The following is a 21299-nucleotide window of genomic DNA, read 5'->3' on the forward strand; positions in this document are numbered from 1 at the left end:
TTTAAACTCCTTTTTTTATTGCACTTTTTTCAAGATAATGTTCCTTTGAATATTAGGAACAGAAGGAAAGCCTCCTACTGTATCCGTTTTAATGGTCATTTGATTAGAAGTTAATTCCAATATATCATAGGCTTCAGGCAATTCGTTTGCGTCTGAATATGAAATAGTTAATTTTTTATAATCATCACTCATATACCATAATCCAAGAAGATTAGATAGATAGAAATAAGAACACTTGTTACTTCCTTGATTATCAATAAATACGCCACCTTGTTTAAACTCATACTGATTATCTAACTCACATGCAGGAGTTGCCATATCAGAACGGGTAATGGAAAAAATACTCCATTTTCCAACAATTAGTTCTTCTGGTGTAGATTGTGGTGTTTCTTTCTTTTTACAAGAAATAAAGGCGACAAACATGATGAAAATAAAACGAATACTTTTATAAAAAATTAAAATAAGTTTTCTAAAAGCTTATCTTCCACAAAATTAGGCAAGGTTACTTTGAGTTTGGGTTCTTCTTCCATAGCTCTTTTGATGGCAAAAACGGCTTCTTCGTTTCTTGCCCAACTTCTTCTGGCAATGCCGTTGTTTACATCCCAATGAAGCATCATTTTAAGCCTTCTTTCACTATCTTTAGAACCATCTAAAACCATTCCAAAACCACCATTGACTACTTCACCCCAGCCTACACCACCACCATTATGGAGGCTAATCCAAGTGGCTCCTCTAAACGCATCTCCTACAAAGTTATGAACAGCCATATCTGCCGTAAAACTTGAACCATCATAAATATTAGAGGTTTCTCTGTAAGGCGAGTCTGTACCAGAAACATCATGGTGGTCTCTGCCGAGTACAATCGGAGCAGAAATTTCTCCACTTAAAATAGCATCATTCAAGGCTTTAGCAATTTTCATTCTACCTTCTGCATCAGCATACAGAATACGAGCCTGAGAACCTACCACCAAATTATTTTTCATGGCATCTTTAATCCAACGAATGTTATCAGCTATTTGTTGCTGAATTTCTTTAGGGGCTTGGGCGTATTGTTCTTGCAACACTTTCAGAGCTATTGCATCCGATTTTGCCAAATCTACTTCATCTTGGCTCATACACACCCAACGAAACGGTCCAAAACCATAATCGAAACACATAGGCCCCATAATATCCTGCACATACGAAGGGTACTTGAAATGAATTTTATCTTCTGCCATTACATCGGCACCTGCTCTTGAGGCTTCCAGCAAAAAGGCATTTCCATAATCAAAGAAGTATGTTCCTTTGGCTGTATGAGCATTGATGGCTTTGGTGTGTCTTCTGAGCGTTTCATAAACCTTTTCTTTGAAGAGATTTGGATTTTCAGCCATCAAAGCATTGGATTCCTCAAAACTAAGCCCCACAGGATAATAACCACCTGCAAATGGGTTATGGAGTGAGGTTTGGTCAGAGCCTAAATCTATGTAAACTCCTGCCTCCAAAAACTTTTCCCAAACATCCACGATATTTCCTAAATAAGCAATAGAAACGGCTTCTTTATTATTTTTTGCCTGATTTACTCTTTTTACCAAAGCATCTAAATTATCAAATACTTCATCAACCCAACCCTGTGAATGCCTTTTTTCTACTACTTTCTGATTCACTTCGGCAGTAACAGAAATACAACCTGCAATTTTAGCTGCTTTGGGTTGAGCTCCACTCATGCCTCCCAAACCTGCTGTGATGAAGATTTTACCTTCTAAACCTTCTCCATTTTTAGATATTTTGCGTCCTGCGTTGAGGACTGTAATAGTCGTTCCATGTACAATTCCTTGAGAACCAATATACATATACGAACCTGCTGTCATTTGTCCATATTGTGTTACCCCCAAAGCATTGAAACGTTCCCAATCATCTGGTTTTGAGTAGTTTGGAATCATCATGCCATTGGTTACAACTACTCTTGGAGCATCTTGATGTGAGGGAAATAGCCCCAAAGGGTGTCCAGAATATATCACAAGGGTCTGCTCGTCTGTCATGGTGGCTAAATATTGCATGGTAAGCAAATATTGCCCCCAATTCTGAAAAACAGCACCATTTCCGCCATACGTGATGAGTTCGTGGGGGTGTTGAGCCACAGCAGGGTCTAAATTATTCTGAATCATTGCCATGATGGCTGCTGCCTGTACACTTTTGCAAGGGTATTCGTTAATGGGGCGAGCATACATTGCATAACTGGGGCGGAAACGATACATATACACCCTTCCATATTTTTCTAATTCTTCAGCAAACTCTTTGGCTAAAATGGCATGCTGATGAGTAGGGAAATAACGTAAAGCATTTCTAAGAGCTAATTTTTTTTCTTCAGCACTTAAAATATCTTTTCTTTTGGGTGCATGATTTACTTGTGTATCGTAGGCTTGTATGGATGGCAATTCTTGGGGAATGCCTTGTAAAATTGCGTCTTTGAATGTGTTCATATGCTTCATATATAATTTATTGAATGAGATATTTCAAGTAAGAATAAGATTCTTCTTCAAGACTCATTTCTAAGGCAATTTTTTGTGCTAAATTATAATAATTTATATCAATATGAATTTGATGCTCATATAATTGCTCAGTAATGGTATCAAAACACAAGCTGTATTCTCCATAATCTAAAAATTCTTGAGCTACTTCAATATCTTTTTTTGATAAACCTAAATTTTCTGATTTTTTTATAAAATCTAATAATAAAGCCTTAACTCTTTTGTTATTTCCTAAATTATTTAGAAAGTTTAACAATAATGATTTGATGCCCATTCTACTTCCCAATCATTAAAAAATCGCTACCAGGTTCGTTGGAGCCAAATTCGCCATGATGAGGTTGTGGTGTAATGGTTTCAAGAAATGTAAGAATTTCAGCAATGGTCATTACTCTATCTTTTCCGCCATAGCTTCTCAAGGCTTCCAAAAATTTGCGTACAAAAGGAGAGTGTTGCCCTGGTGAACCATCTGAAACATATTCTTTCCCACCAGAAGTAATATATCTACGAGTTTTAGATTGCAATTTTCTATTTATAAAAGCCTCAATTTCATCATCATTAGGTTTTACAGGAGTTTCGTTACCACGTAGGTTTTTAGAGGCAAGTTGTGGGTCGAAAGTACCTCCAAAACAAACATCCATCATGAGTAAAATATGTTTGCATTGCATATTGTTGATGTATGTTCTAAGTGTTGCATACGAAAGATATGATGATTTGGCTTCATCATCAAGTCTTGAGTCTTTGGCAACTACATAACCTTCTCCAAAAGTTTCATCAAATTGTCCATGTCCAGCAAAGAAAATGAGAAGCTGGTCATTGGGTTGGAATTTCTTTTGTAAATACTCTTTCAGTTTCAGAATTGTCTGGTTTTGAGTAGGGTTTATCACCAAATCTATTTCATAACCATACAAATCTTTGAGGTCTTTGGCAACTGATTCGGCATCAGGGATAGGGTTAGAAAGATTATTCCAATATTCGTATTGATTGGTTGCAAAAATCAGGGCATAAGATTTCCCTATATTTTTAAATCTTTTTTCAGAAATAGCGTTATCAAGTTGCCAAATGATATTGTAATTAATTTTTTCGGTATTGCCTTTCTGGTCAGTGGCTTCAATGGTTAAGAATTTCGTATCTTTTTTGAGAATGGCTATACCATTGAAATCACCATTTAGAAGTACTCTTGCAGGATTTCCATTGATAAATACATCTTTTACACCACTTTCGTCAGTAACACGCCCAATAATGCTCACTTCGTCTTGTCTGCTAACTACAATGCCCCCACGTACTACTACGGGCGAAACAAGTGTAATGACAGGAGGAATATCATCTACATTGCCTAAATTGATTTTTTCAAGCAATTTTTCAGTATCTGAATAGTCTATATTTTCTTTTTTTGCTAAACTAATGGCTTTTTGACATACATCCAAAGCATTGAGTTTTTTGTTTTGAGCATCTAAAATACAAGCGTACAGATAATTGTGTTTGTAATTGTCTTGTAATTGAACTGCTTTCAAAGCCCAATTTTCTGATTTCCCAAGCAATGTTTTGTTTCTAAAGCCATAATCTAAGCTATTATGAGCCAAAATATAATATTTTTCAGCCTGATTGCTGTGTAAAAACTTATCAAAGCATACTTGCGATTCTTGCTTATAGTTGAGCATGGCAAGGGCAATACCTTGTTCTGCATAACTTTGAGTCAAGCTACTATCAATTTTTAAGGACTTTTCGCTGTCTTGTAAAGCTCCTTCATAATCTTGCAGAGCCAAACGAATTAAAGCTCTAAAACTATAAGAATGAGCATTTTTGGGTTCAAGAAATATAGCTTGACTCAAATCCTGAACAGCTTTTTCATAGTTTTTGAGTTCAAAGTAAAGCGTGCCTCTTTCTGTGAAATAAATAGCTTTATTTTTCTGAAGATTAATGGCCTGCTGAATATCTGAAAGTGCTTTCTGATAATTTTGCATTTTGGTATATGCCAAAGCTCTTGAATAATAGGCATCATCATTTTGTGTATCTAATCTGATAGCTTCTGAAAAGTCTACAATGGCTTCAATATATTTTTTCTCTTGAAACTGTGCTTTTCCACTTTTAAGATAGTCTTGTACTTGCGAAAAAGCAACACAAGGGAGCCATAAAAGAGCAAATAAATTGATTTTAAAGTAATTAGATAGACCAAGCATCAGAAAAAAGTTATGATTTATTGAGCAATAAGCAATAATTGATTTGCCAAAATAGCAATTCCTTCTTCAAAACTGCAAGGATTGTAACCCAATACATTCTTTGCCTTATCAATGATAAAACCTGTTTTGGGAGGTCTTTTGGCAGGTTGTGTAAAGGTAGTTGAATCAGCTTTTTCTATCAAATTTTTATCCAAACCAAAAAAATCAGCTGTTTTGAGTGCCATTTGATAAGGAGTCAGTAAGTCTTTACCCGAAATATTGAAAATACCTTTGGCTTTGTGTTTAGCTATTAAGAAACAACCCATGGCAAGATCTTCGGCAAGGGTAGGAGAACGCCACTGGTCATCTACTACTTTGATATTTTTACCATCCTCTAATGACTTTTTCACCCACAAAATAATATTACTTCGGCTCATATCTTGAGCTATTCCATAAACCAAAACGGTTCTGGCAATAGCCCAGTCTAAGTCAGGAGTATTTTTGATGATTTCTTCAGCTTTGAGCTTGCTATGACCATAAAAACTAAGCGGATTGGCTTGAGCTTCTTCGTCATAAGGACCTGCCTCTCCATCAAAAATAAAGTCAGTAGAAAGATGAATGAAAAAGGCTTTATGGTTTACACAAGCGTCTGCCAAATATTTGACAGTTGTTACATTTTGAAGAGTACATGCCTCATGGTCTTTTTCGCAGTCATCTACTTGTGTCATGGCTGCTGTATGTATGACAATAGTAGGCTTGTAGAGTTCAAAAATTTCATTGATTTGGGCTGGATTGGTCGTATCCATAGAGGCAAACTGAAAAGGCTTGGAACTGTCAATTCGATTTGTGCCTCTTGCAGTAGCTACCCAACTGTATATATCTTGTTCAGAGAGTAAATGAACTAATTTTTGACCCAATAATCCATTTGAGCCTGTAATTAAAATAGTTTCTGGTGAGTTCAATTGAATTCTTTTTTTAGTGATAAAATAGTTATTTCTTCAAAGTCAATCGGATGATTTCGCCTGCTTCATAATCATTTAAAAGAATCATAGTATTTTTGGTAAGCGATTCGATACCTATTTCATCAGGTTTCATGAATTGTCCGTTGGGCATTTTTTCTTCTTTGATGAGTTTAGATGCATACTGATTCAACTTCCATTTGCCAGATTCCTGATTTCCAGAAAATTGTATATAATAAGTACCATCAGCCTTAAACTGAAATGTACCTGATTGGGCTATGAGTTTCAACTCATCCTCGTATTGCTTTTTCTTTTCGGGAGTAGCTTTTGCTATGAGTTGCTCATAATGAGGGATTTCTAATTTTGCAATTTTCCAAGTTCCTACAACCCATTGAGCTTTAGACTGCTGAGCAAAACTTGAAAAGCTCAAGAAAAATAAAATAAGGTTTAAAAAAAGAAAGTTTGTTTTTTTCATAAAAAACATAGTTAATTGATATAAATATTTGAAAAACAATTAAAAAAAGCCTATTTCTTATAAAAAATCAAAGATTTACTTGTGAAAGATGCTTTTTTTTGTTGCTAAAATTACGAATTTTGTCTTAAATTGAAAACGTTTTGTTTGAAAATCATATTCTGATGGAGAAAAGAAATATCATTACTCGCGTTCAATCGCTTAATTTACAAATCAAACTGCTGATTTTCTTGGGAATTGTCCTTTTGCTCACAGTTGTCAATTACATATTTATTAATATTGAAGAAAATAATTTGGCTAACAGTGCCTCAGGAGTAGAAGTAGCACAACGCAATGAAATTATTGCTCAAAGGTTTGGATTTTTGGCTTCTACAGTATTTCAAGGAAATGAAGGTTCTAAAAAAGAACTGGAAATAGCCATCAATGAATACCAATCTAATATTGATTTACTTGAAAAGGGCGGAACAGTTGATATTTTAAATAAGAAAATAGAAGTAAAACCTATTTCGGGAAAGCCTCAATCAAAACTCAATGAACTTAAACTACTTTGGAAAACTTACCAAACAAATCTTTTGGCTGTACTTACACAAGCCCAAGAAGTAAGTCAAATTGATAGTACAGTGGCATCAGGACAAACAACTTATAGTGTAAGACGTGTCCCTAATCAAAATAGAAGACTTTCCATGAATTATGTGCAAGATAATGCCATTAGCTTATTTACACAAAATACAGAGCTAGCAGATCTTCTTTGGGAAGAATTCTATACAACAAAAAGAAGAAATGCAACACAAGTAACACTTATTTTCATTGGTTACTTAGCTATTTTCTTGTTTGTATATTGGCAGTTTTCAGGAACAGTTGTGCAACCTATCAGACAGATAGCCAAGGCGATACGGAAAATTACACAAGGAGATTTTTATGTTAAACTACACTTTAAACGAAAAGATGAATTAGGTGTTTTAGCAACAGATATCAACGATTTGGCAGATAGTCTCAAACAGTCTACAGAGTTTGCAACAGCCATTGGAAATTATCAGTTAGATGTAATTTTAAAACCGAAAAGTGAACAGGATAAATTAGCTTTTGCATTGCTCAATATGAGAGATAATCTTAAACGAGTAGATGATGATGGTGAACGAAGAAGCTGGACAAACAACGGTGTAGCTTTATTCAACGATATTTTGCGTACTCAATTTGATAATTTTGAAGAATTCGCATATCAAATCACTTATAATCTTATCAACTATTTAAAGTTAAATCAATTAGGATTTTATTCTTTATACCAAAAAGAAAATTCTGAAAAAATGTATCTCAAACGAGATGCTGCCTATGCCTATGACAGACAAAGATTTGAGGAGCATATTTTAGACTTAGATGATGGATTGTTGGCTCAGGCTGTTTTAGAAAAAGCAAGTATTTACTTAACAGATATTCCAGAAAATTATGTCCAAATTACATCAGGTTTGGGTGAAGCTGTACCACGAAACCTACTGATTGTGCCACTTATTAGTGAACAAAAAATTTATGGAGTAATTGAGTTGGCTTCTTTTAGAATGCTCAAAGAATATGAAATTGATTTTATTAAGCGTATCGCAGAAAGCGTGGCAGCTACAATTGCAACTATTCGTATCAATGAGCAGACTAAAAAACTCCTTTCTAATGCTCAAGAGTATGCTCAAAGAATGCAATCTCAAGAAGAAGAAATGAGACAAAATGTTGAAGAATTGGCTTCCACACAAGAAGTATTAGAAAAGAGAGAAAAAGAAGCAAGTGAAGCTTATCAAAAGCTTTCAGTGGAATATGAGAAAAAAGTAGGAGAGATGGCAAGACAAGAAAGAATGCTTAATGAGCAAAAAAGTCAATTACAATCTGCATTAGATCTTGCTTATGATGCTCAAAGCAAGCTTGAACGCCAATATGAAGAAGTAAGAGGGGCTTTAGAAAAACTTAAAAATAAAGAAGCTTCCATGTCATTTGCTATTCAAGAAAAAGATAAAGAAATCATTACTTTACGTAAAACAGTTGAGGAATTGAGAAATAATCAAGGATAAAAAAGGAGGCATTCGCCTCCTTTTTGTTTAATAACAACCAAATTTTAAAGAGACTGTGTGTTCAGAAATTTCCAAGAATGCTTCTGAACCATAAATAAGAGGATAATTTTGAGATTCATGTCCACACGGAAAGCCAAAACAAATAGGGTAATGATATTTTCCAACCAAATCTAAAATAATTTCTTCAGTATTTTTATCAAAAGGAGGGTCTTCAACTCTGATTCTTGAAATATCTCCAATCAGCAAACCAGCTAAGTTTTTTAGTTTACCAGCCCTATCTAAATGCCTCATCATTCGATCTATATTGTAGAGAGGTTCATGAACATCTTCTAAAAACAAAATTTTTCCTTCTGTATCAAAATCTGTTGAAGTACCAATTTGGTTATGTAAAAGAGCAATATTCCCACCTATAAGTGTTCCTTGAGCTTTTCCTAACTGATTGAAAGTGTGTGGAATGACTGCATAATGAACAGCTTCACCCACCAAGATACTTTTTAAATATTTTCTACTTTCTTGTGAAATATCTTCAATACCCTTGAGCATAGGAGCATGTAAACTTGCCACTTGTATTTTTTGTAAAGCACAATGTAAAACAGTTACATCACTATATCCAACAATCCATTTAGGTTTTTGGAAAAACTTAGTAAAATCCACATCATCAATAAATTGTACAACACCATAACCCCCTCTAGCACAGATAATAGCATCTATAGAATCATCATTGATAAAACGTTGTAAATCTGATAAACGCTGTTTAGGAGTTCCCGCAAACTGATAATTTTCAGCAAATATATGTTCGCCCAATATCACTTCAAAGCCCCAATCTTTGAGTAACTTAATACCATATTCAATTCTATGAGGTTCAACTACAGATGCAGGCGAAATAACACCTATTTTACTGCCTTTGGATAAAGGAGGAGGAAAAAGCATAAATAATTATTTAAAATATTATTATTCCCATTTTAAAACTACAATATTTCCAACATTGGCTAAAGGCTTGGTTACTCCATTTTCTACTTTGGTAGAATAGTATTTGTTTACTTTTACAGTAATCTCATTGCCTTGATGACTGGATATAATGCCATCGCCTAATTCCATAGTGCCTTGCCCAGATACTTTAGGTCCAAAGGTATCTGACAAATTAAATTTTTTAATGATTTTAACAGTTTTTCCTTTTAACGAGCTTTTGGTATAAGGAACAGTCAATTTTGCAGTTAGCGATTGCATACTAAGGCTTGTAATTTTACCTTCTACTGAATTATTAGTTCCTTCTTGAGCATAGGCATTCATAAAAACGAAGCTCATTATGAATATTAAAATTAATTTTTTCATAGAACAAATCATTTAAAATGTAGTCTAATAAATAAAGAAACATGGAATAAAACAAACATAACCTTTCTTAAATCCAAAAAACAAAAGAATTTGATGTGTAATGTGTAAATTAATAGCCTTATTCTAAACTTTTTAGGTCTTTTCTATGTATTTTTGATAGAGTTACTATTTTACTTTACATCTATGAAAATTTTAGGACAATACTTTCCTTCGTTTAAAACCAAACAAAACGAAAAAATATATTTTAGAAAACTTACAGAAGCTGATATAATTCCTCTGGTAGAATTTTACTATCACCTTTCCCAAGAAACAAGATATTTGAGATTCCAAATGATAACAGACGGAATACCAGAGAATAAAGTCTATGAATATGCTGAAAAGCTCTGTAAATTAGAAAACAAAGGTTTGGCAATTGTAGCTTACACTCATGAGGATGGTATCGAATCGTTTGCAGGGATAGCTCGTTATATGCAAGATGATGAAGCAGACTCACAAGCTGAATTTGCGATTGTTTTACAAGACAGTTTTCAAGGAAAAGGAATAGGCAGATATTTGTTACAACTCCTTTTTGAAGAAGCTAAACGTTATGGACTTTTTAAATTGTATGGTACAATGCTTTATTCCAATACAGGTATTATTGAACTTATTAAAAAAGTAGCCCCTGATAAGCATCATTTTACCCATTCAGAAGGACAAATGGAGGTAGAAATAATTTTGTAAAAAAGAAAATTATTTCTACCTTTGCACCCTGAAAATCAAAACCTTTTAATCAAATGAAAAAAATAGCTGCTGTTATCATTTCTGCTACTTTATTGTATGCTTGTAACAAACCTAATGAAGAATTGCATAAGCAATTGGTAGACGACCATACTAAAATGGAAACTGAGCATAAAACAATAGAAGATGCTCATACCAAAATGGAAGAAGAGCACAAAACAATGGTTGAAGGACACCAAAAAGCAACAGAAGGTAAAGCAGACAGCCTTCATAATGCTATCGAAACAAAGCATGATGAAGTTTTAAAGCAACATGCTGAAATGATGAAAAAACATGAAGATTTAATTGCTAAACATAAAGAATTAGAAGAAAAACATACTAAAGGTGAAATTAAAGACGAAGATTTGAAAAAAGAGCATGAAGCTATGAAAACTGAACATGAGCAAATGCTTGCTGAACATAAAAAAATGGAAGAAGAGCATGCTCAAATTAAGTCTGAACATGATAAAATGTTAGCTGAACATACTAAGAAAGAGGATTCGAAGAAAGAAGGAGATAAAAAAGAAGAGAAAAAATAATTAAAAAGCCCTGAAAATCAGGGCTTTTTTTATACTATTTTAAATCCTAAAATATCATCTACATACTCTCGGGTGTTTGCCAAACGAGGAACCTTGTGTTGCCCTCCCAGTTTACCCTTCTTTTTGAGCCAATTATGAAAAGTATCTCTTACAACACTATGAATAATAGGCATTTGTAAGGCAATATCATGATAGCGTTTAGCATCATAATCGGAATTGACTTCTCGGAGTGTTTTATCTAAAATATGTGTAAACGTTTCTAAATCCAAAGGTTCTTTTTCAAACTCAATGACCCACTCATGTCCACCTTTGTTTGAACCATCAATATAAATAGGGCAGGCTGTAAAATCTACAATGGTTGCACCAGTTTCATTACAGGCTTTGGCGATGGCTACATCAGCATTTTCCACCATAAGTTCTTCGCCAAAAGCATTGATAAAATGCTTTGTTCTTCCACTAATTTTAATACGATAAGGATTTTTGGAAGTAAATTTCACTGTATCTCCAATTTTATAACGCCATAATCCTCCATTTGTAGAGATAATCATGGCATAATTGGTATCTAACTCTACTTCCGAAATAGTTTTTGTTTTAGGATAAGGGTTATCCCATTCATCCATCTCTACAAATTCATAAAATACACCATAATCGAGCATTAGGAGCATATCATCTCTTGATAAATCATCTTGCAAACCAAAAAAGCCCTCAGAAGCATTATAAACCTCCATGTAATCTATGTTTGGAGCAAGCTGATTGAACAAATGTCTGTAAGGTTGGAATGAAACAGCTCCATGAAAAAATGCTTCTAAGTTCTCCCAAACCTCTAAAATATGTTTTTTACCCGTAATTTCAAGAACTCTTTGTAAGACTACAATCATCCATGTAGGCACACCCAATAAACTGGTAATATTTTGAGAAACAGTTTCTTTTGCCATTCTCTCAATTTTATCTTCCCATTTAGAGAGCATAGCAACTTCTAAGCTGGGAGCTCTGAGCTTTTGAGCCCATACAGGTAGTTGTTGTGTTATGACTGCCGAAACATCACCATAAAATATACCTTTGGTTTCAGAGCTTTCTTGAAAAGTTCCACCAATTCCCAAACCTTTTCCAAGCATAAATTTGGTGTTTGGACGATTTTCTATGTATAAGGCAAGTAAATCTTTACCACCTCGAAAATGGCATGTATGCAAAGACTCTCTTGAAACAGGAATAAATTTGCTACGAGCGTCTGTTGTACCAGAAGATTTTGAAAACCAATGAATGGGCGTATTCCATAAAATATTTTGCTCGCCTTTCATCATTCTACTGATATAAGGTACAAAGTCTTCGTAAGAGGAAATAGGAACTTTTTTACTGTATTGTTCAAAATTCTTGATACTAGCGTATTCATACTTGTTACCCCATTCGGTATTCTTAGCAGCCTGTATAAGTGATACAAACTGCCTTTCTTGCACTTTATCTGCATGATTCATAAAATACTGAATACGCTGATAAGGTCTGTGCAAGAAATACTTGATAATGGGTGTTATGGGGCTAAGCCAGTTCATGAGTGCTTCAAATAACGCAATTTTATGTGTAAAAAAACAAATAGACTGCAAAAATACAAATTTTTACAATCTATTTGCAAATGTTTGTATTATCTAAATTTTATAAAATTCCTTTGGTAGAGGGTAAATCGTTATGCTCAATGGTTATAGCCATCTTTATGGCTTTGGCAAAAGCCTTGAAAATACCTTCAATAATATGGTGGTCGTTTGAGCCTGTTGCCTTGATATGCAAATTACACAACGAAGTATCTGAAAACGATTTAAAGAAATGTTCAAACATCTCTGTGGGCATACCACCTACTTTTTCTCTCTTGAATGGGGCATCCCACACAAAACAAGGTCTTCCCGAAAAATCGAGAGCTGTTTGTGCAAGGGTTTCATCCATGGGCAACGTAAAATGTCCATAACGAGCAATGCCTCGTTTTTCTCCAAGAGCTTTTTTAAAAGCCTCGCCCAAAGCAAGTCCTGTATCTTCTATGCTATGATGCTCATCTATATGTAAATCGCCTTTTACACTAATTTCCAGTCCTATACGGGCATGTTTGGCTATCTGCTCAAGCATGTGGTCAAAAAAGCCAATACCAGTATCTAAAATAGGTGAAAAATTGTTATCCAAATCTACACGAACATAAATATCTGTTTCTTTGGTAGTTCTGTGAATTGTACCAACTCTTCCTTGAGCTTTTTCAATGAATTTTGTTACAACATCCCAATCTGCATTTTGTAAAGCAAGAGCCTTGGTGTGTTTTTCTTCCAAGCTAAAGGTATCATCGTTCAAAAAAATACCTCTGATACCCATATTGTAGGCAAGTTCTATGTCTGTAAGCCTATCACCAATGACAAAACATTTGCTATAATCAATATCGTTTTGATTGAGATAATGTGTAACCAGACCCGTTCTGGGTTTGCGGGTAGGAGCATTTTCGTGTTCAAAAGATTTATCAATCAATACTTCTTTGAAATAAATACCTTCATTTTCAAGAATTTCCATCATTTTGTTATGAGGCTCCCAAAAATCAGGTTCAGGAAGAGACTCTGTTCCCAAACCATCCTGATTGGTAACCATGACGAGTTCATAACCTAAGGTATTTTGTAAATAGTACAAATTACGCAATACTTTCGGTAAAAACGAAAGTTTAGCCAAAGAGTCAATCTGAAAATTATCTTGAGGTTCTACGATAATCGTCCCATCTCGGTCTATAAAAAGAATTTTACGCATAAATAAGTTTATAAAAGCTGATTGTTAAGATTTTATAATGGTATTTCTTTTATGAGTAGTATTCAACTCAAATTTTAATTTTGCAGTTAAACCTCCTAAGTCAGGATATATAAACTCCTGATGAATACCTACATAATATAATTCATTCAAAATATCTTTCTTCTTATCTGCATCAATAGTTATTTTAACAAAAGTGAAAGCATCTGATAAATTATATTTTTGTTCATTTAAGGGAATAAAAACATTATTTTTTTCTGGAAAATCATGAATTGTAAAACAACCAGACTGATTAGTAATTCGAGAATCTATATGATTTGGAAAAATGATGTGTTCATGATTACTGTCTAAGTCTATCCTTCTTGATATCCAAGTGCTTTCTTCAAGACAGTTATTTAATGATGGAATTCCATATAACCATACATTTGCATTCTTATCATTATAATGATTTTCAACAGCAAAAAATAAAGCAACCAGAGCATTTGTTGTCCAATCAAGTAGTCTTGTAGGTAATCCATAATGTTGTGCTATAGCAAGCCACTCCAATTCATTGGAAGGAGAATATTTTAAATATGGAATAGCTTGCTTTTTAAATTGTGTCATTATATATTTTTCAACATCATTCCAATCCCTAAATGAATCTTTAATATTAATTCTAAACAAACTGGGAGTTAATTCATATGTTTCATCACTATGTCCACGAAATAACCATTGAGAAATATCTCTGTGTTCTTGATTAACTATAAAATCAATATATTGACTTAAAGAGTTGATGCTATGTGTTGAAATCATAATTTTATAAAAAAATATCTTTTAACTAATTTTTGCTCCATTCCAGATGGCTGCTGAAGGCTCAATAAATTTAAGACTTCCGTCTTTGTCTTCAGCCATTAAAATCATCCCATTAGACATTTCGCCCATCATTTTACGAGGAGCAAGGTTACAAAGTACACAAACCTGTTTTCCTACAACTTCTTCAGGGGAGAAATGTTTGGCAATACCACTTAAAACTACTCTTTCATCAATGCCCGTATCTAGTAAAAGTTTTAATAATTTATCAGATTTAGGCATTTTTTCGGCTTTTAGTACCGTAGCCACACGAATATCTAATTTTGCAAAATCGTCATAAGTAATCTCTGAAGCCAAAGGCTGAGGCTTTTTGCTGTCTAATTCATTCATTTTTTCTCTTTCTGCTAAGATGTTTAGTTGTTTCTGTATGGTTTCATCTTCAATTTTTTCGAATAATAAACCTGCCTGCTCAATTTTCTGTCCTGAAATAAGCAAATCCTGATTTCCGAGTTCATTCCAGTAAAATTTGCCAACTCCTAAAGCCTTTTGAAGCTTTTGAGCTGTAAAAGGCAAAAATGGCTCTATTAAAAATGCCAGATTAGCTGTTAATTGCAAAGCCAAATGCAATACATTTTCGATACGGGCTTTGTTTCCTTCAAAGTCTTTGGCAAGTTTCCAAGGCTCATTTTCTTGGAAATATTTGTTTCCAATACTTGAAAGCTCCATAATATAGCCCAAAGCCTCACGGAAACGATAATTTTCGATACTTTCACCAATTTTACTGGGGAATGTTTTCAAACTTTCAACCAAATCAATATCTACTTTCTCCAAATCGTTGAGAGGAGGTACAACACCATCAAAGTATTTTTGAGTAAGTGTAAGGACTCTATTTACGAAATTACCTAAATTTGAGACTAATTCGTTGTTGTTTCTATCTTGGAAATCTTTCCAAGTGAAATTGTTGTCTTTGGTTTCAGGGGCGTTGGCTGTGAGCACATAACGTAAAACATCCTGTTTACCTTCAAATTCTCTCAAATATTCATCTAACCACACAGCCCTATTCTTTGAAGTCGAAATTTTTGCATCAGCTAAATTTAAAAACTCATTAGCAGGGACATTTTCTGGCAAAATGTAAGAGCCTTCAGCCTTTAAAATAGCAGGAAAAAGAATACAGTGGAATACAATATTATCTTTTCCAATAAAATGTACCAATTTGGTGCTTTCATCTTTCCAGTAAGGCTTCCAAGCGTCAGCATCAGCATTTTTTTGAGCAAAATAGTCTTTGGTTGCTGAAATGTAGCCAATAGGGGCATCAAACCAAACATACATTACCTTTCCTTCTGTATTTGGAATAGGCAAGGGAACACCCCAATCCAAGTCTCTTGTCATGGGTCGAGGTTGTAAACCTGCATCCAACCACGATTTACACTGACCATAGACATTGGTTTTCCATTCTTTATGACCCTCTAAAATCCATTCTTTGAGCCAAGCTTCATATTTATCCAAAGGGAAATACCAGTGTTTGGTTTCTTTTTTGATAGGAGTGGCATCGGAGAGTTTAGAACGTGGATTGATAAGTTTATCTGGAGTTAGAGAGGTTCCACAATTCTCACATTGGTCGCCATAGGCATCAGGATTGTTACAAACAGGACAAGTACCTACAATGTATCTATCAGCTAAAAATTTATTAGCAATAGGGTCAAAATACTGCTCTGAAGTATCTTCTACAAAAACACCTTTATCATACAAAGTTTTGAAAATTTCTCTGGAAGTTTCGTGATGAATAGGTTTTGATGTTCTTGAGTAAATATCGAAACTAATCCCAAACTCTTTGAAAGAATCTCCAATAATTTTGTCATATTTATCTACAACTTGTTGTACTGTAATGCCTTCTTTGGCAGCCCTGATGGTTACAGGAACGCCATGCTCATCTGAGCCACAAATAAACAATACATCTTCATTTTTGAGTCTCAAATAACGACAATAAATATCGGCAGGGATGTAAACTCCAGCCAAATGACCTATATGAACGCCTCCATTGGCATAGGGCAACGCTGCTGTAACTGTATAACGCTGGAAATTTTTTGACATTTCTTCTTTTATTTTAAAATTACATATTAAGTGATGAATATTTATTCATCCAAATTTAAATCTAAACTATAATTTTCACAACTAGACTTTACACCCACTACTTTTCCATCGTACAAAGATAGATGATTACTACATAATCCATAATCCCAAAAATAAAATCTACCTGTTATAGATAAAAAGTAAGCACAATTCCTACAATGATTATCAAAACTTTCTTGAGGCACTATATTCTCCCATCTTTCATGAGCCTGCTCTGAATGCAAACTCATCATTTCTTCTTGTGTGGTAAATTCTTCAGCAACATATGGGAGCCATGTACCATCTTGAGAAATAAGTAAATGCTTTTCTTTATTGGAATCATAAACTTTAAAAGCTGGAAAATCTATTCCCTGATTAAAAATATCTATTTGATAGCCATCATCAAATACAACAGAATAGTCAATTCCTATAATATGAACAATCTGGGTTATCTTCTTTCCTACCAAAAATGCTAAATACTCATCATTATGTTCTTCATCTTCATAAGAACCTGTCATAAAAACACCATTATGTTGTAAACGCCATGCCGCTGATTCAGTTTCTAACCTCCACTCAGGTTTTTGATTCCCATTTATAATTAAATCAAAATTTGTAGAAAACTTACTACAATTAATTTTAAGGTGTCCAGCATAACCACAATATGCTTCCAAACAAAATAAATCAATAAAATTATTTAAAGGGTTTTCATACATAATGAATTTATTCAATTAAACCACAAAAATACATATTTCTTGCAAGAAAGATATTTGGATATCAAGATATTTTTTTATTTTTGGAAAATGTAATATACTTCAAAAATCTATGCGTAAAATATTTATTATTGCTTTGGGATTAGGTATAAGCCTGCAAACAAGCGTATTAGCTCAAAGAGGTTCTTTAGAAAGTGAAAGTGAAACCTATAATTTGGATATTTTAAAGGTAAAAATGAATGTGTCTGTGATAGATGCGGATAAAAAAACACCTTTAAAAGCTAAAATTGAGGTAAGAGATGTAGTTGAAAAGACAACAGTTCATGAAAGCCAGCCTGCTGATGGTAAGGCAGATTTTACACTAAGACGTAATAAAGTTTATAACCTGCGTCTCTCAGCCCCTAAATTTGAGGATAGCCTGATTGTACTAGATTTAGCAAAAGATGTATCCACAGACCAAGTCATAGAATTAAATCCTAAAAGAAGTGTGATAGAAATCAATGTTTCGGATATGGAAACAGGAGATGGGTTGCCTTTTGGTGTTACACTTACAAACAAAAATAGAAATGAAGTGATTGTTTTAGACCCCAAAGATGGTAACAATGGTAAATATAAGGTTCGTTTACGTGATGATGATGAATATGAATTGGAAGTGAAAAACCCCAAAGAATATATTTTCTACTCCAATACAGTTTCTTCTAAAAAAACATCAAAATTAGCTGTAAAACTTCATACACTTACTGTTGGAGCTAAAATCCCTTTGTATAACATTACATTTGAGACAGCAAAATGGGACTTAAATGATAATTCTCAAAGAGAGTTAGACCGTATTGTAAAATTACTGAAAGATAACCCTAAAGCTCGTATTGAGATCGGAGCCCATACAGATGATAAAGGTTCAGCTTCATATAACTTACAACTTTCTCAAAAGAGAGCAAAATCTGTATTTAATTATTTAGTTACCAAAAAAATACCTGCTCAACGATTTGTAGCGAAAGGCTATGGGAAAGAGCGTCCTGTGGCTTCTAATGATACAGAAGAGGGAAGAGCAGCCAACAGACGTTTCGATTTGACTGTATTGAGTTTATAAAAAAACATTAAAACAAAAAAAAGGCAGATAAGAATTTATCTGCTTTTTTTATTATCTGGTGTTATAACTAAAGCCTGTTCGTAAGCCAAATCCCGAAAGTTGGGTGCCCGACAAACCAATGCTTTGCACTGGTATCCTGTAATAAGGTTGTAGGTTTATTTGGCTATTTTTACTAATTTTTATATCGTAACTTACACCCAAATTGATAGAAGAAATACTCAATTCTGGGTTGTTATTGACTACATTTCCAATGGTTTCTTTGATTAAAAGAGTGTTAGAAACCCCACCACTCACAGCCACATTTTTCGCTACTTTTACTTTTGCTTCAAGAGGAATTTCAATCGTATTTAATTTTACTTTTACATCTGGATTAATAGAACTTGGTGATGAAAGAGTATTAATGGCGTTTACAGGCATATTAGATGACCAAGGAGTATAATTGATGCCTGATAAAACACTCACATTCTTTGAAAGAGCTACTTCATGTGTATAACCTAAACCTGCTTGTAAACCATTAGGACTGATAACAGGAGATAAAGCCACTCCAAAAGATTGACGTTTGCGTTTGTTTTTCTTAGATACTTGGTTGGCTACAAAGCTCGAATCAATCACAAATGCTTTTGCAGGTTTCAAATCCTTAGAAAAATCGTTATGAAAATATTTATCTTGAAATCTTCTATCAAAATTTATTGCAATAGTTTGCTCCTCTTTTTGAGATACAGGAACGATTAATTTTTTCTCAACAAAAGGTTTGATGATTTTTTTAGGCTCCTGATACACATAAGAATCATTTTTCTGTTCTTTTTGACGAGGAGAAACATCTGTTTTTTTCTCTGCTTTTTTCAAAAAATTTATACTATTTTCTGCATATAACGGAATGTGGTTATCAACAGAATTGTTTGTATAAAGATAATACACCAAATAACCAAATAACCCTACTACAAAAACGGCTGCAATTTTATCCAATTGCCACCACCAAATAAAAGCTCTTTGACTATGGTCTTCTTTATCTAATTTTTTTTCTAAATCGTCCCATGCTTGCTCATCAAACTCTGGTTGTAGATGGGCAAGTTTATCTTTAACAAAATGATCTATTTCAAATTTCTTCATGGTATTATCGCTTCAAAGTATATTTTTTTTTCTTCTAAAAGACGCTTTTGTAAAATTTGTCTGGCTTTATGTAAATTCGATTTTGAAGTTCCTACACTAATTTGTAATGTTTTTGAAATTTCATCGTGTGAGTATCCTTCTATGGCATATAAGTTAAACACAGTTCTGTATGAGGGTGGGAGGGCTTGTACCAACTGCAAAATATCTTGTTCTGAAAGATGGTCGAGTGCCGAAGCCTCCACTTCTGTATTCATAGCTTCTTGATAATCTGCCGAATACAAAAAAGATTTATTTTTTCTTAGATAATCAATGGCTGTGTTGATGAGTATTCTACGTAACCACGCTTTAAAATTGAAAGGAGGAGATAGTAAATGAAGTTTATTAAAAACCTTTAAAAATGAATCATTTAAAATTTCTTGAGCTTCCTCCGAACTATTAGCATAACGCAAACAAATACTCATCGCATACGGAAAACAACCTTTATACAAGCCTTTTTGGCTTTGCCGGTCTTTTCGTATGCAACCTTCTATAAGTTCTAATAATTGAGGGTTTTCCTCTAAGTTCATAACACTTTTTAATATTCCTCCACAAAACGAATCAATTTACAAAATGGTTGCCTCAAAAAAATAATTTTTTTTCAAAGCAACCAAATGAATATAACCTTGCGTTTTTGTGGCAAAACTAAAACTCAAAAACCATGAAAAGAATTTTAATGATTTTAATTCCACTAGCCTTTTTTTGGAGTTGTAAAGACACCTGTAAACAAACTTACACTTATACTATTCCTGTACCTGTTTATTTGTCTAATGCAGATTATGAAAAAGAAAATGGGCGATGGAAAGAACCACAGCTCATATTATCTACAGGAAAAATATTTGTAAGAGGGCAGTATATTTTGATAGTTGAAAAAGAAAAGGGTGTTCATTTTATAGATAATAGCAATAGCAATGCTCCTAAAAATATAGGATTCCTGCAAGTTTATGGAAATGCAGATATCGCTGTAAAAGGCAATACTTTGTATCTGGACAGCCACAGAGATTTGTTGTATTTTGATATTACAGACATCAATAAACCTATAAAAATAGGTAAAAATGAAAATGTTTTTGAACACAAAAGATTAGCCTTTACAAATGGTATGCGAGATTCCATAGCTATTCGTTTTGAAACCAAACAAATAACCACTACAAGAAATTGTAGTGAGCCTCACATGATACCTTTTTTTGGCGGAACAGCAAATACAACCCTTTCATCATCTTCAAGTGGTGGGAGTCAAAATCAAGGGGGTTCTTCTGAAACTTCTTCAAGTGGAAATCAAAATCAGGCAGGTTCTATGGCTTCCTTTATTGCAGTAGGTAACTATCTTTATACTGTTGAACCTGATAAAATGTATGTATTTGACATCTCAAATGGTCAAAAAACAACTTTAATCAACACCATAAAATTAGATTGGGGCGTAGAAACTGTATTTGCCTCTGATGGGAAACTGTTTTTAGGAACAATGACAGGTATGAGAATTTATAGCCTACAGACACCTATCAATCCTCAATTTTTGGGTGTTTTTGAGCATCCTATAGCCTGCGACCCTGTGGTGGTACAAAATAATTTGGCTTATGTTACCACTCGTTCAGGCAATATATGTGCAAATGCTCAGAATCAGTTGGATATCGTTTCAATTGCTGACCCACAAAATCCACAACTCATCAAAAGCTATGAAATGCAAAATCCACATGGATTGGCTGTAAAAGGTGATGATTTGATTGTTTGTGAAGGGGCTTTTGGTTTCAAAAAATTTGATGTGAATGACCCTAAAAATATCATTTTACAAAAAAAGAACTCAGAACTTTATAGTTTTGATGTAATTATGCTCCCTAACAGTTTCTTAATAGCCAGTCGTAGTGGAATATACCAGTATAATTATGATTTTCAATTGATTAGTCAAATTTCAAACCTTTAAAA

General features: G+C 33.8%; 19 protein-coding genes and 1 pseudogene. 5 read left to right on the plus strand and 15 right to left on the minus strand.

Translation table 11 applies throughout. The features are described 5' to 3' along the window. Positions 1-15: 15 nt before the first annotated feature. From AD998_10735 to AD998_10760, 6 genes are read right to left on the minus strand one after another with little or no spacing between them, the layout of a single operon-like run. Complete coding sequence (locus AD998_10735; GenBank protein ID KOY86556.1) at positions 16-423, minus strand: hypothetical protein; 408 nt, start codon at positions 421-423, stop codon at positions 16-18. Between the two features lie 32 nt (positions 424-455). Further along, positions 456-2459, minus strand: coding sequence for a urocanate hydratase (locus tag AD998_10740; GenBank protein KOY86557.1), 2004 nt, complete (start codon positions 2457-2459; stop codon positions 456-458). Between the two features lie 16 nt (positions 2460-2475). Then, positions 2476-2781, minus strand: a complete 306-nt coding sequence (locus tag AD998_10745; protein ID KOY86558.1) for a hypothetical protein — start codon at positions 2779-2781, stop codon at positions 2476-2478. Between the two features lies 1 nt (position 2782). Further along, a complete protein-coding gene (locus tag AD998_10750; GenBank protein KOY86559.1) occupies positions 2783-4684 on the minus strand; it encodes a hypothetical protein in 1902 nt (633 codons plus the stop codon). Positions 4685-4701: 17 nt separating this feature from the next. After that, positions 4702-5625: a dTDP-4-dehydrorhamnose reductase gene (locus tag AD998_10755; GenBank protein KOY86560.1), complete on the minus strand. Its 924-nt coding sequence runs from the start codon at positions 5623-5625 to the stop codon at positions 4702-4704. Between the two features lie 28 nt (positions 5626-5653). Further along, a complete protein-coding gene (locus AD998_10760) occupies positions 5654-6106 on the minus strand; it encodes a hypothetical protein (protein KOY86561.1) in 453 nt (150 codons plus the stop codon). 1070 nt (positions 6107-7176) lie between these two features. Between AD998_10760 and AD998_10765 the strand changes: the two are divergent. Next, positions 7177-7860, plus strand: a pseudogene (locus AD998_10765) (hypothetical protein). Positions 7861-8172: 312 nt separating this feature from the next. Here AD998_10765 and AD998_10770 read toward each other — a convergent pair. Beyond that, positions 8173-9075 (minus strand): hypothetical protein, encoded by a 903-nt coding sequence (locus AD998_10770; GenBank protein KOY86562.1) that lies wholly within the window; start codon positions 9073-9075, stop codon positions 8173-8175. Between the two features lie 21 nt (positions 9076-9096). Next, positions 9097-9435 carry a hypothetical protein gene (locus AD998_10775; protein ID KOY86563.1) on the minus strand — a complete coding sequence of 113 codons (339 nt, stop codon included), beginning with the start codon at positions 9433-9435 and terminating at the stop codon, positions 9097-9099. A 225-nt stretch (positions 9436-9660) separates the two neighbouring features. Between AD998_10775 and AD998_10780 the strand changes: the two genes are divergently transcribed. Both AD998_10780 and AD998_10785 read left to right on the plus strand, forming a co-directional pair. After that, positions 9661-10197 (plus strand): hypothetical protein, encoded by a 537-nt coding sequence (locus AD998_10780; GenBank protein KOY86564.1) that lies wholly within the window; start codon positions 9661-9663, stop codon positions 10195-10197. A gap of 53 nt (positions 10198-10250) precedes the next feature. Beyond that, positions 10251-10772 (plus strand): hypothetical protein, encoded by a 522-nt coding sequence (locus tag AD998_10785; GenBank protein ID KOY86565.1) that lies wholly within the window; start codon positions 10251-10253, stop codon positions 10770-10772. 29 nt (positions 10773-10801) lie between these two features. On the opposite strand, the gene AD998_10790 is transcribed toward AD998_10785, so the two are convergent. The 5 genes from AD998_10790 to AD998_10810 all read right to left on the minus strand — a co-directional run bounded on the left by AD998_10790 (position 10802) and on the right by AD998_10810 (position 17146). After that, on the minus strand, positions 10802-12319 hold the full coding sequence (locus AD998_10790; GenBank protein ID KOY88153.1) for a hypothetical protein: 1518 nt from the start codon (positions 12317-12319) through the stop codon (positions 10802-10804). 100 nt (positions 12320-12419) lie between these two features. Further along, complete coding sequence (locus AD998_10795; protein KOY86566.1) at positions 12420-13538, minus strand: imidazoleglycerol-phosphate dehydratase; 1119 nt, start codon at positions 13536-13538, stop codon at positions 12420-12422. Between the two features lie 24 nt (positions 13539-13562). Further along, complete coding sequence (locus tag AD998_10800) at positions 13563-14327, minus strand: hypothetical protein (GenBank protein KOY86567.1); 765 nt, start codon at positions 14325-14327, stop codon at positions 13563-13565. Positions 14328-14348: 21 nt separating this feature from the next. Further along, positions 14349-16415, minus strand: coding sequence for a methionyl-tRNA synthetase (locus tag AD998_10805; protein ID KOY86568.1), 2067 nt, complete (start codon positions 16413-16415; stop codon positions 14349-14351). Between the two features lie 41 nt (positions 16416-16456). After that, a complete protein-coding gene (locus AD998_10810) occupies positions 16457-17146 on the minus strand; it encodes a hypothetical protein (GenBank protein ID KOY86569.1) in 690 nt (229 codons plus the stop codon). Positions 17147-17255: 109 nt separating this feature from the next. Between AD998_10810 and AD998_10815 the strand changes: the two genes are divergently transcribed. Then, the gene (locus AD998_10815; GenBank protein ID KOY86570.1) at positions 17256-18233 is read left to right on the plus strand and encodes a hypothetical protein; all 978 of its coding nucleotides are present in this window, start codon (positions 17256-17258) and stop codon (positions 18231-18233) included. 51 nt (positions 18234-18284) lie between these two features. On the opposite strand, the gene AD998_10820 is transcribed toward AD998_10815, so the two are convergent. Both AD998_10820 and AD998_10825 read right to left on the minus strand, forming a co-directional pair. Further along, a complete protein-coding gene (locus tag AD998_10820; protein KOY86571.1) occupies positions 18285-19343 on the minus strand; it encodes a hypothetical protein in 1059 nt (352 codons plus the stop codon). Beyond that, on the minus strand, positions 19340-19909 hold the full coding sequence (locus AD998_10825) for a hypothetical protein (GenBank protein ID KOY86572.1): 570 nt from the start codon (positions 19907-19909) through the stop codon (positions 19340-19342). Before AD998_10825 ends, AD998_10820 begins: the two co-directional genes overlap by 4 nt. Positions 19910-20142: 233 nt before the next feature. Here AD998_10825 and AD998_10830 point away from each other — a divergent pair, with 233 nt between their 5' ends. Beyond that, entirely contained in the window at positions 20143-21297 is a 1155-nt protein-coding gene (locus AD998_10830; GenBank protein KOY88154.1) for a hypothetical protein, read from the plus strand. Positions 21298-21299 lie beyond the last annotated feature (2 nt).

This window comes from bacterium 336/3, from assembly GCA_001281695.1.
In the GTDB taxonomy this organism is placed as follows: Bacteria; Bacteroidota; Bacteroidia; order Cytophagales; family Thermonemataceae; genus Raineya.

What these genes read in the sequence shown, in the direction of transcription:
- AD998_10805 (KOY86568.1), bottom strand. Translation starts at nt 16,415, where the DNA reads ATGTCAAAAAATTTCCAGCGTTATACAGTTACAGCAGCGTTGCCCTAT.
- AD998_10815 (KOY86570.1), top strand. Translation starts at nt 17,256, where the DNA reads ATGCGTAAAATATTTATTATTGCTTTGGGATTAGGTATAAGCCTGCAA.
- AD998_10785 (KOY86565.1), top strand. Translation starts at nt 10,251, where the DNA reads ATGAAAAAAATAGCTGCTGTTATCATTTCTGCTACTTTATTGTATGCT.
- AD998_10735 (KOY86556.1), bottom strand. Translation starts at nt 423, where the DNA reads ATGTTTGTCGCCTTTATTTCTTGTAAAAAGAAAGAAACACCACAATCT.
- AD998_10745 (KOY86558.1), bottom strand. Translation starts at nt 2,781, where the DNA reads ATGGGCATCAAATCATTATTGTTAAACTTTCTAAATAATTTAGGAAAT.
- AD998_10790 (KOY88153.1), bottom strand. Translation starts at nt 12,319, where the DNA reads ATGAACTGGCTTAGCCCCATAACACCCATTATCAAGTATTTCTTGCAC.
- AD998_10740 (KOY86557.1), bottom strand. Translation starts at nt 2,459, where the DNA reads ATGAACACATTCAAAGACGCAATTTTACAAGGCATTCCCCAAGAATTG.
- AD998_10810 (KOY86569.1), bottom strand. Translation starts at nt 17,146, where the DNA reads ATGTATGAAAACCCTTTAAATAATTTTATTGATTTATTTTGTTTGGAA.
- AD998_10820 (KOY86571.1), bottom strand. Translation starts at nt 19,343, where the DNA reads ATGAAGAAATTTGAAATAGATCATTTTGTTAAAGATAAACTTGCCCAT.
- AD998_10825 (KOY86572.1), bottom strand. Translation starts at nt 19,909, where the DNA reads ATGAACTTAGAGGAAAACCCTCAATTATTAGAACTTATAGAAGGTTGC.
- AD998_10775 (KOY86563.1), bottom strand. Translation starts at nt 9,435, where the DNA reads ATGAATGCCTATGCTCAAGAAGGAACTAATAATTCAGTAGAAGGTAAA.
- AD998_10780 (KOY86564.1), top strand. Translation starts at nt 9,661, where the DNA reads ATGAAAATTTTAGGACAATACTTTCCTTCGTTTAAAACCAAACAAAAC.
- AD998_10770 (KOY86562.1), bottom strand. Translation starts at nt 9,075, where the DNA reads ATGCTTTTTCCTCCTCCTTTATCCAAAGGCAGTAAAATAGGTGTTATT.
- AD998_10800 (KOY86567.1), bottom strand. Translation starts at nt 14,327, where the DNA reads ATGATTTCAACACATAGCATCAACTCTTTAAGTCAATATATTGATTTT.
- AD998_10760 (KOY86561.1), bottom strand. Translation starts at nt 6,106, where the DNA reads ATGTTTTTTATGAAAAAAACAAACTTTCTTTTTTTAAACCTTATTTTA.
- AD998_10795 (KOY86566.1), bottom strand. Translation starts at nt 13,538, where the DNA reads ATGCGTAAAATTCTTTTTATAGACCGAGATGGGACGATTATCGTAGAA.
- AD998_10750 (KOY86559.1), bottom strand. Translation starts at nt 4,684, where the DNA reads ATGCTTGGTCTATCTAATTACTTTAAAATCAATTTATTTGCTCTTTTA.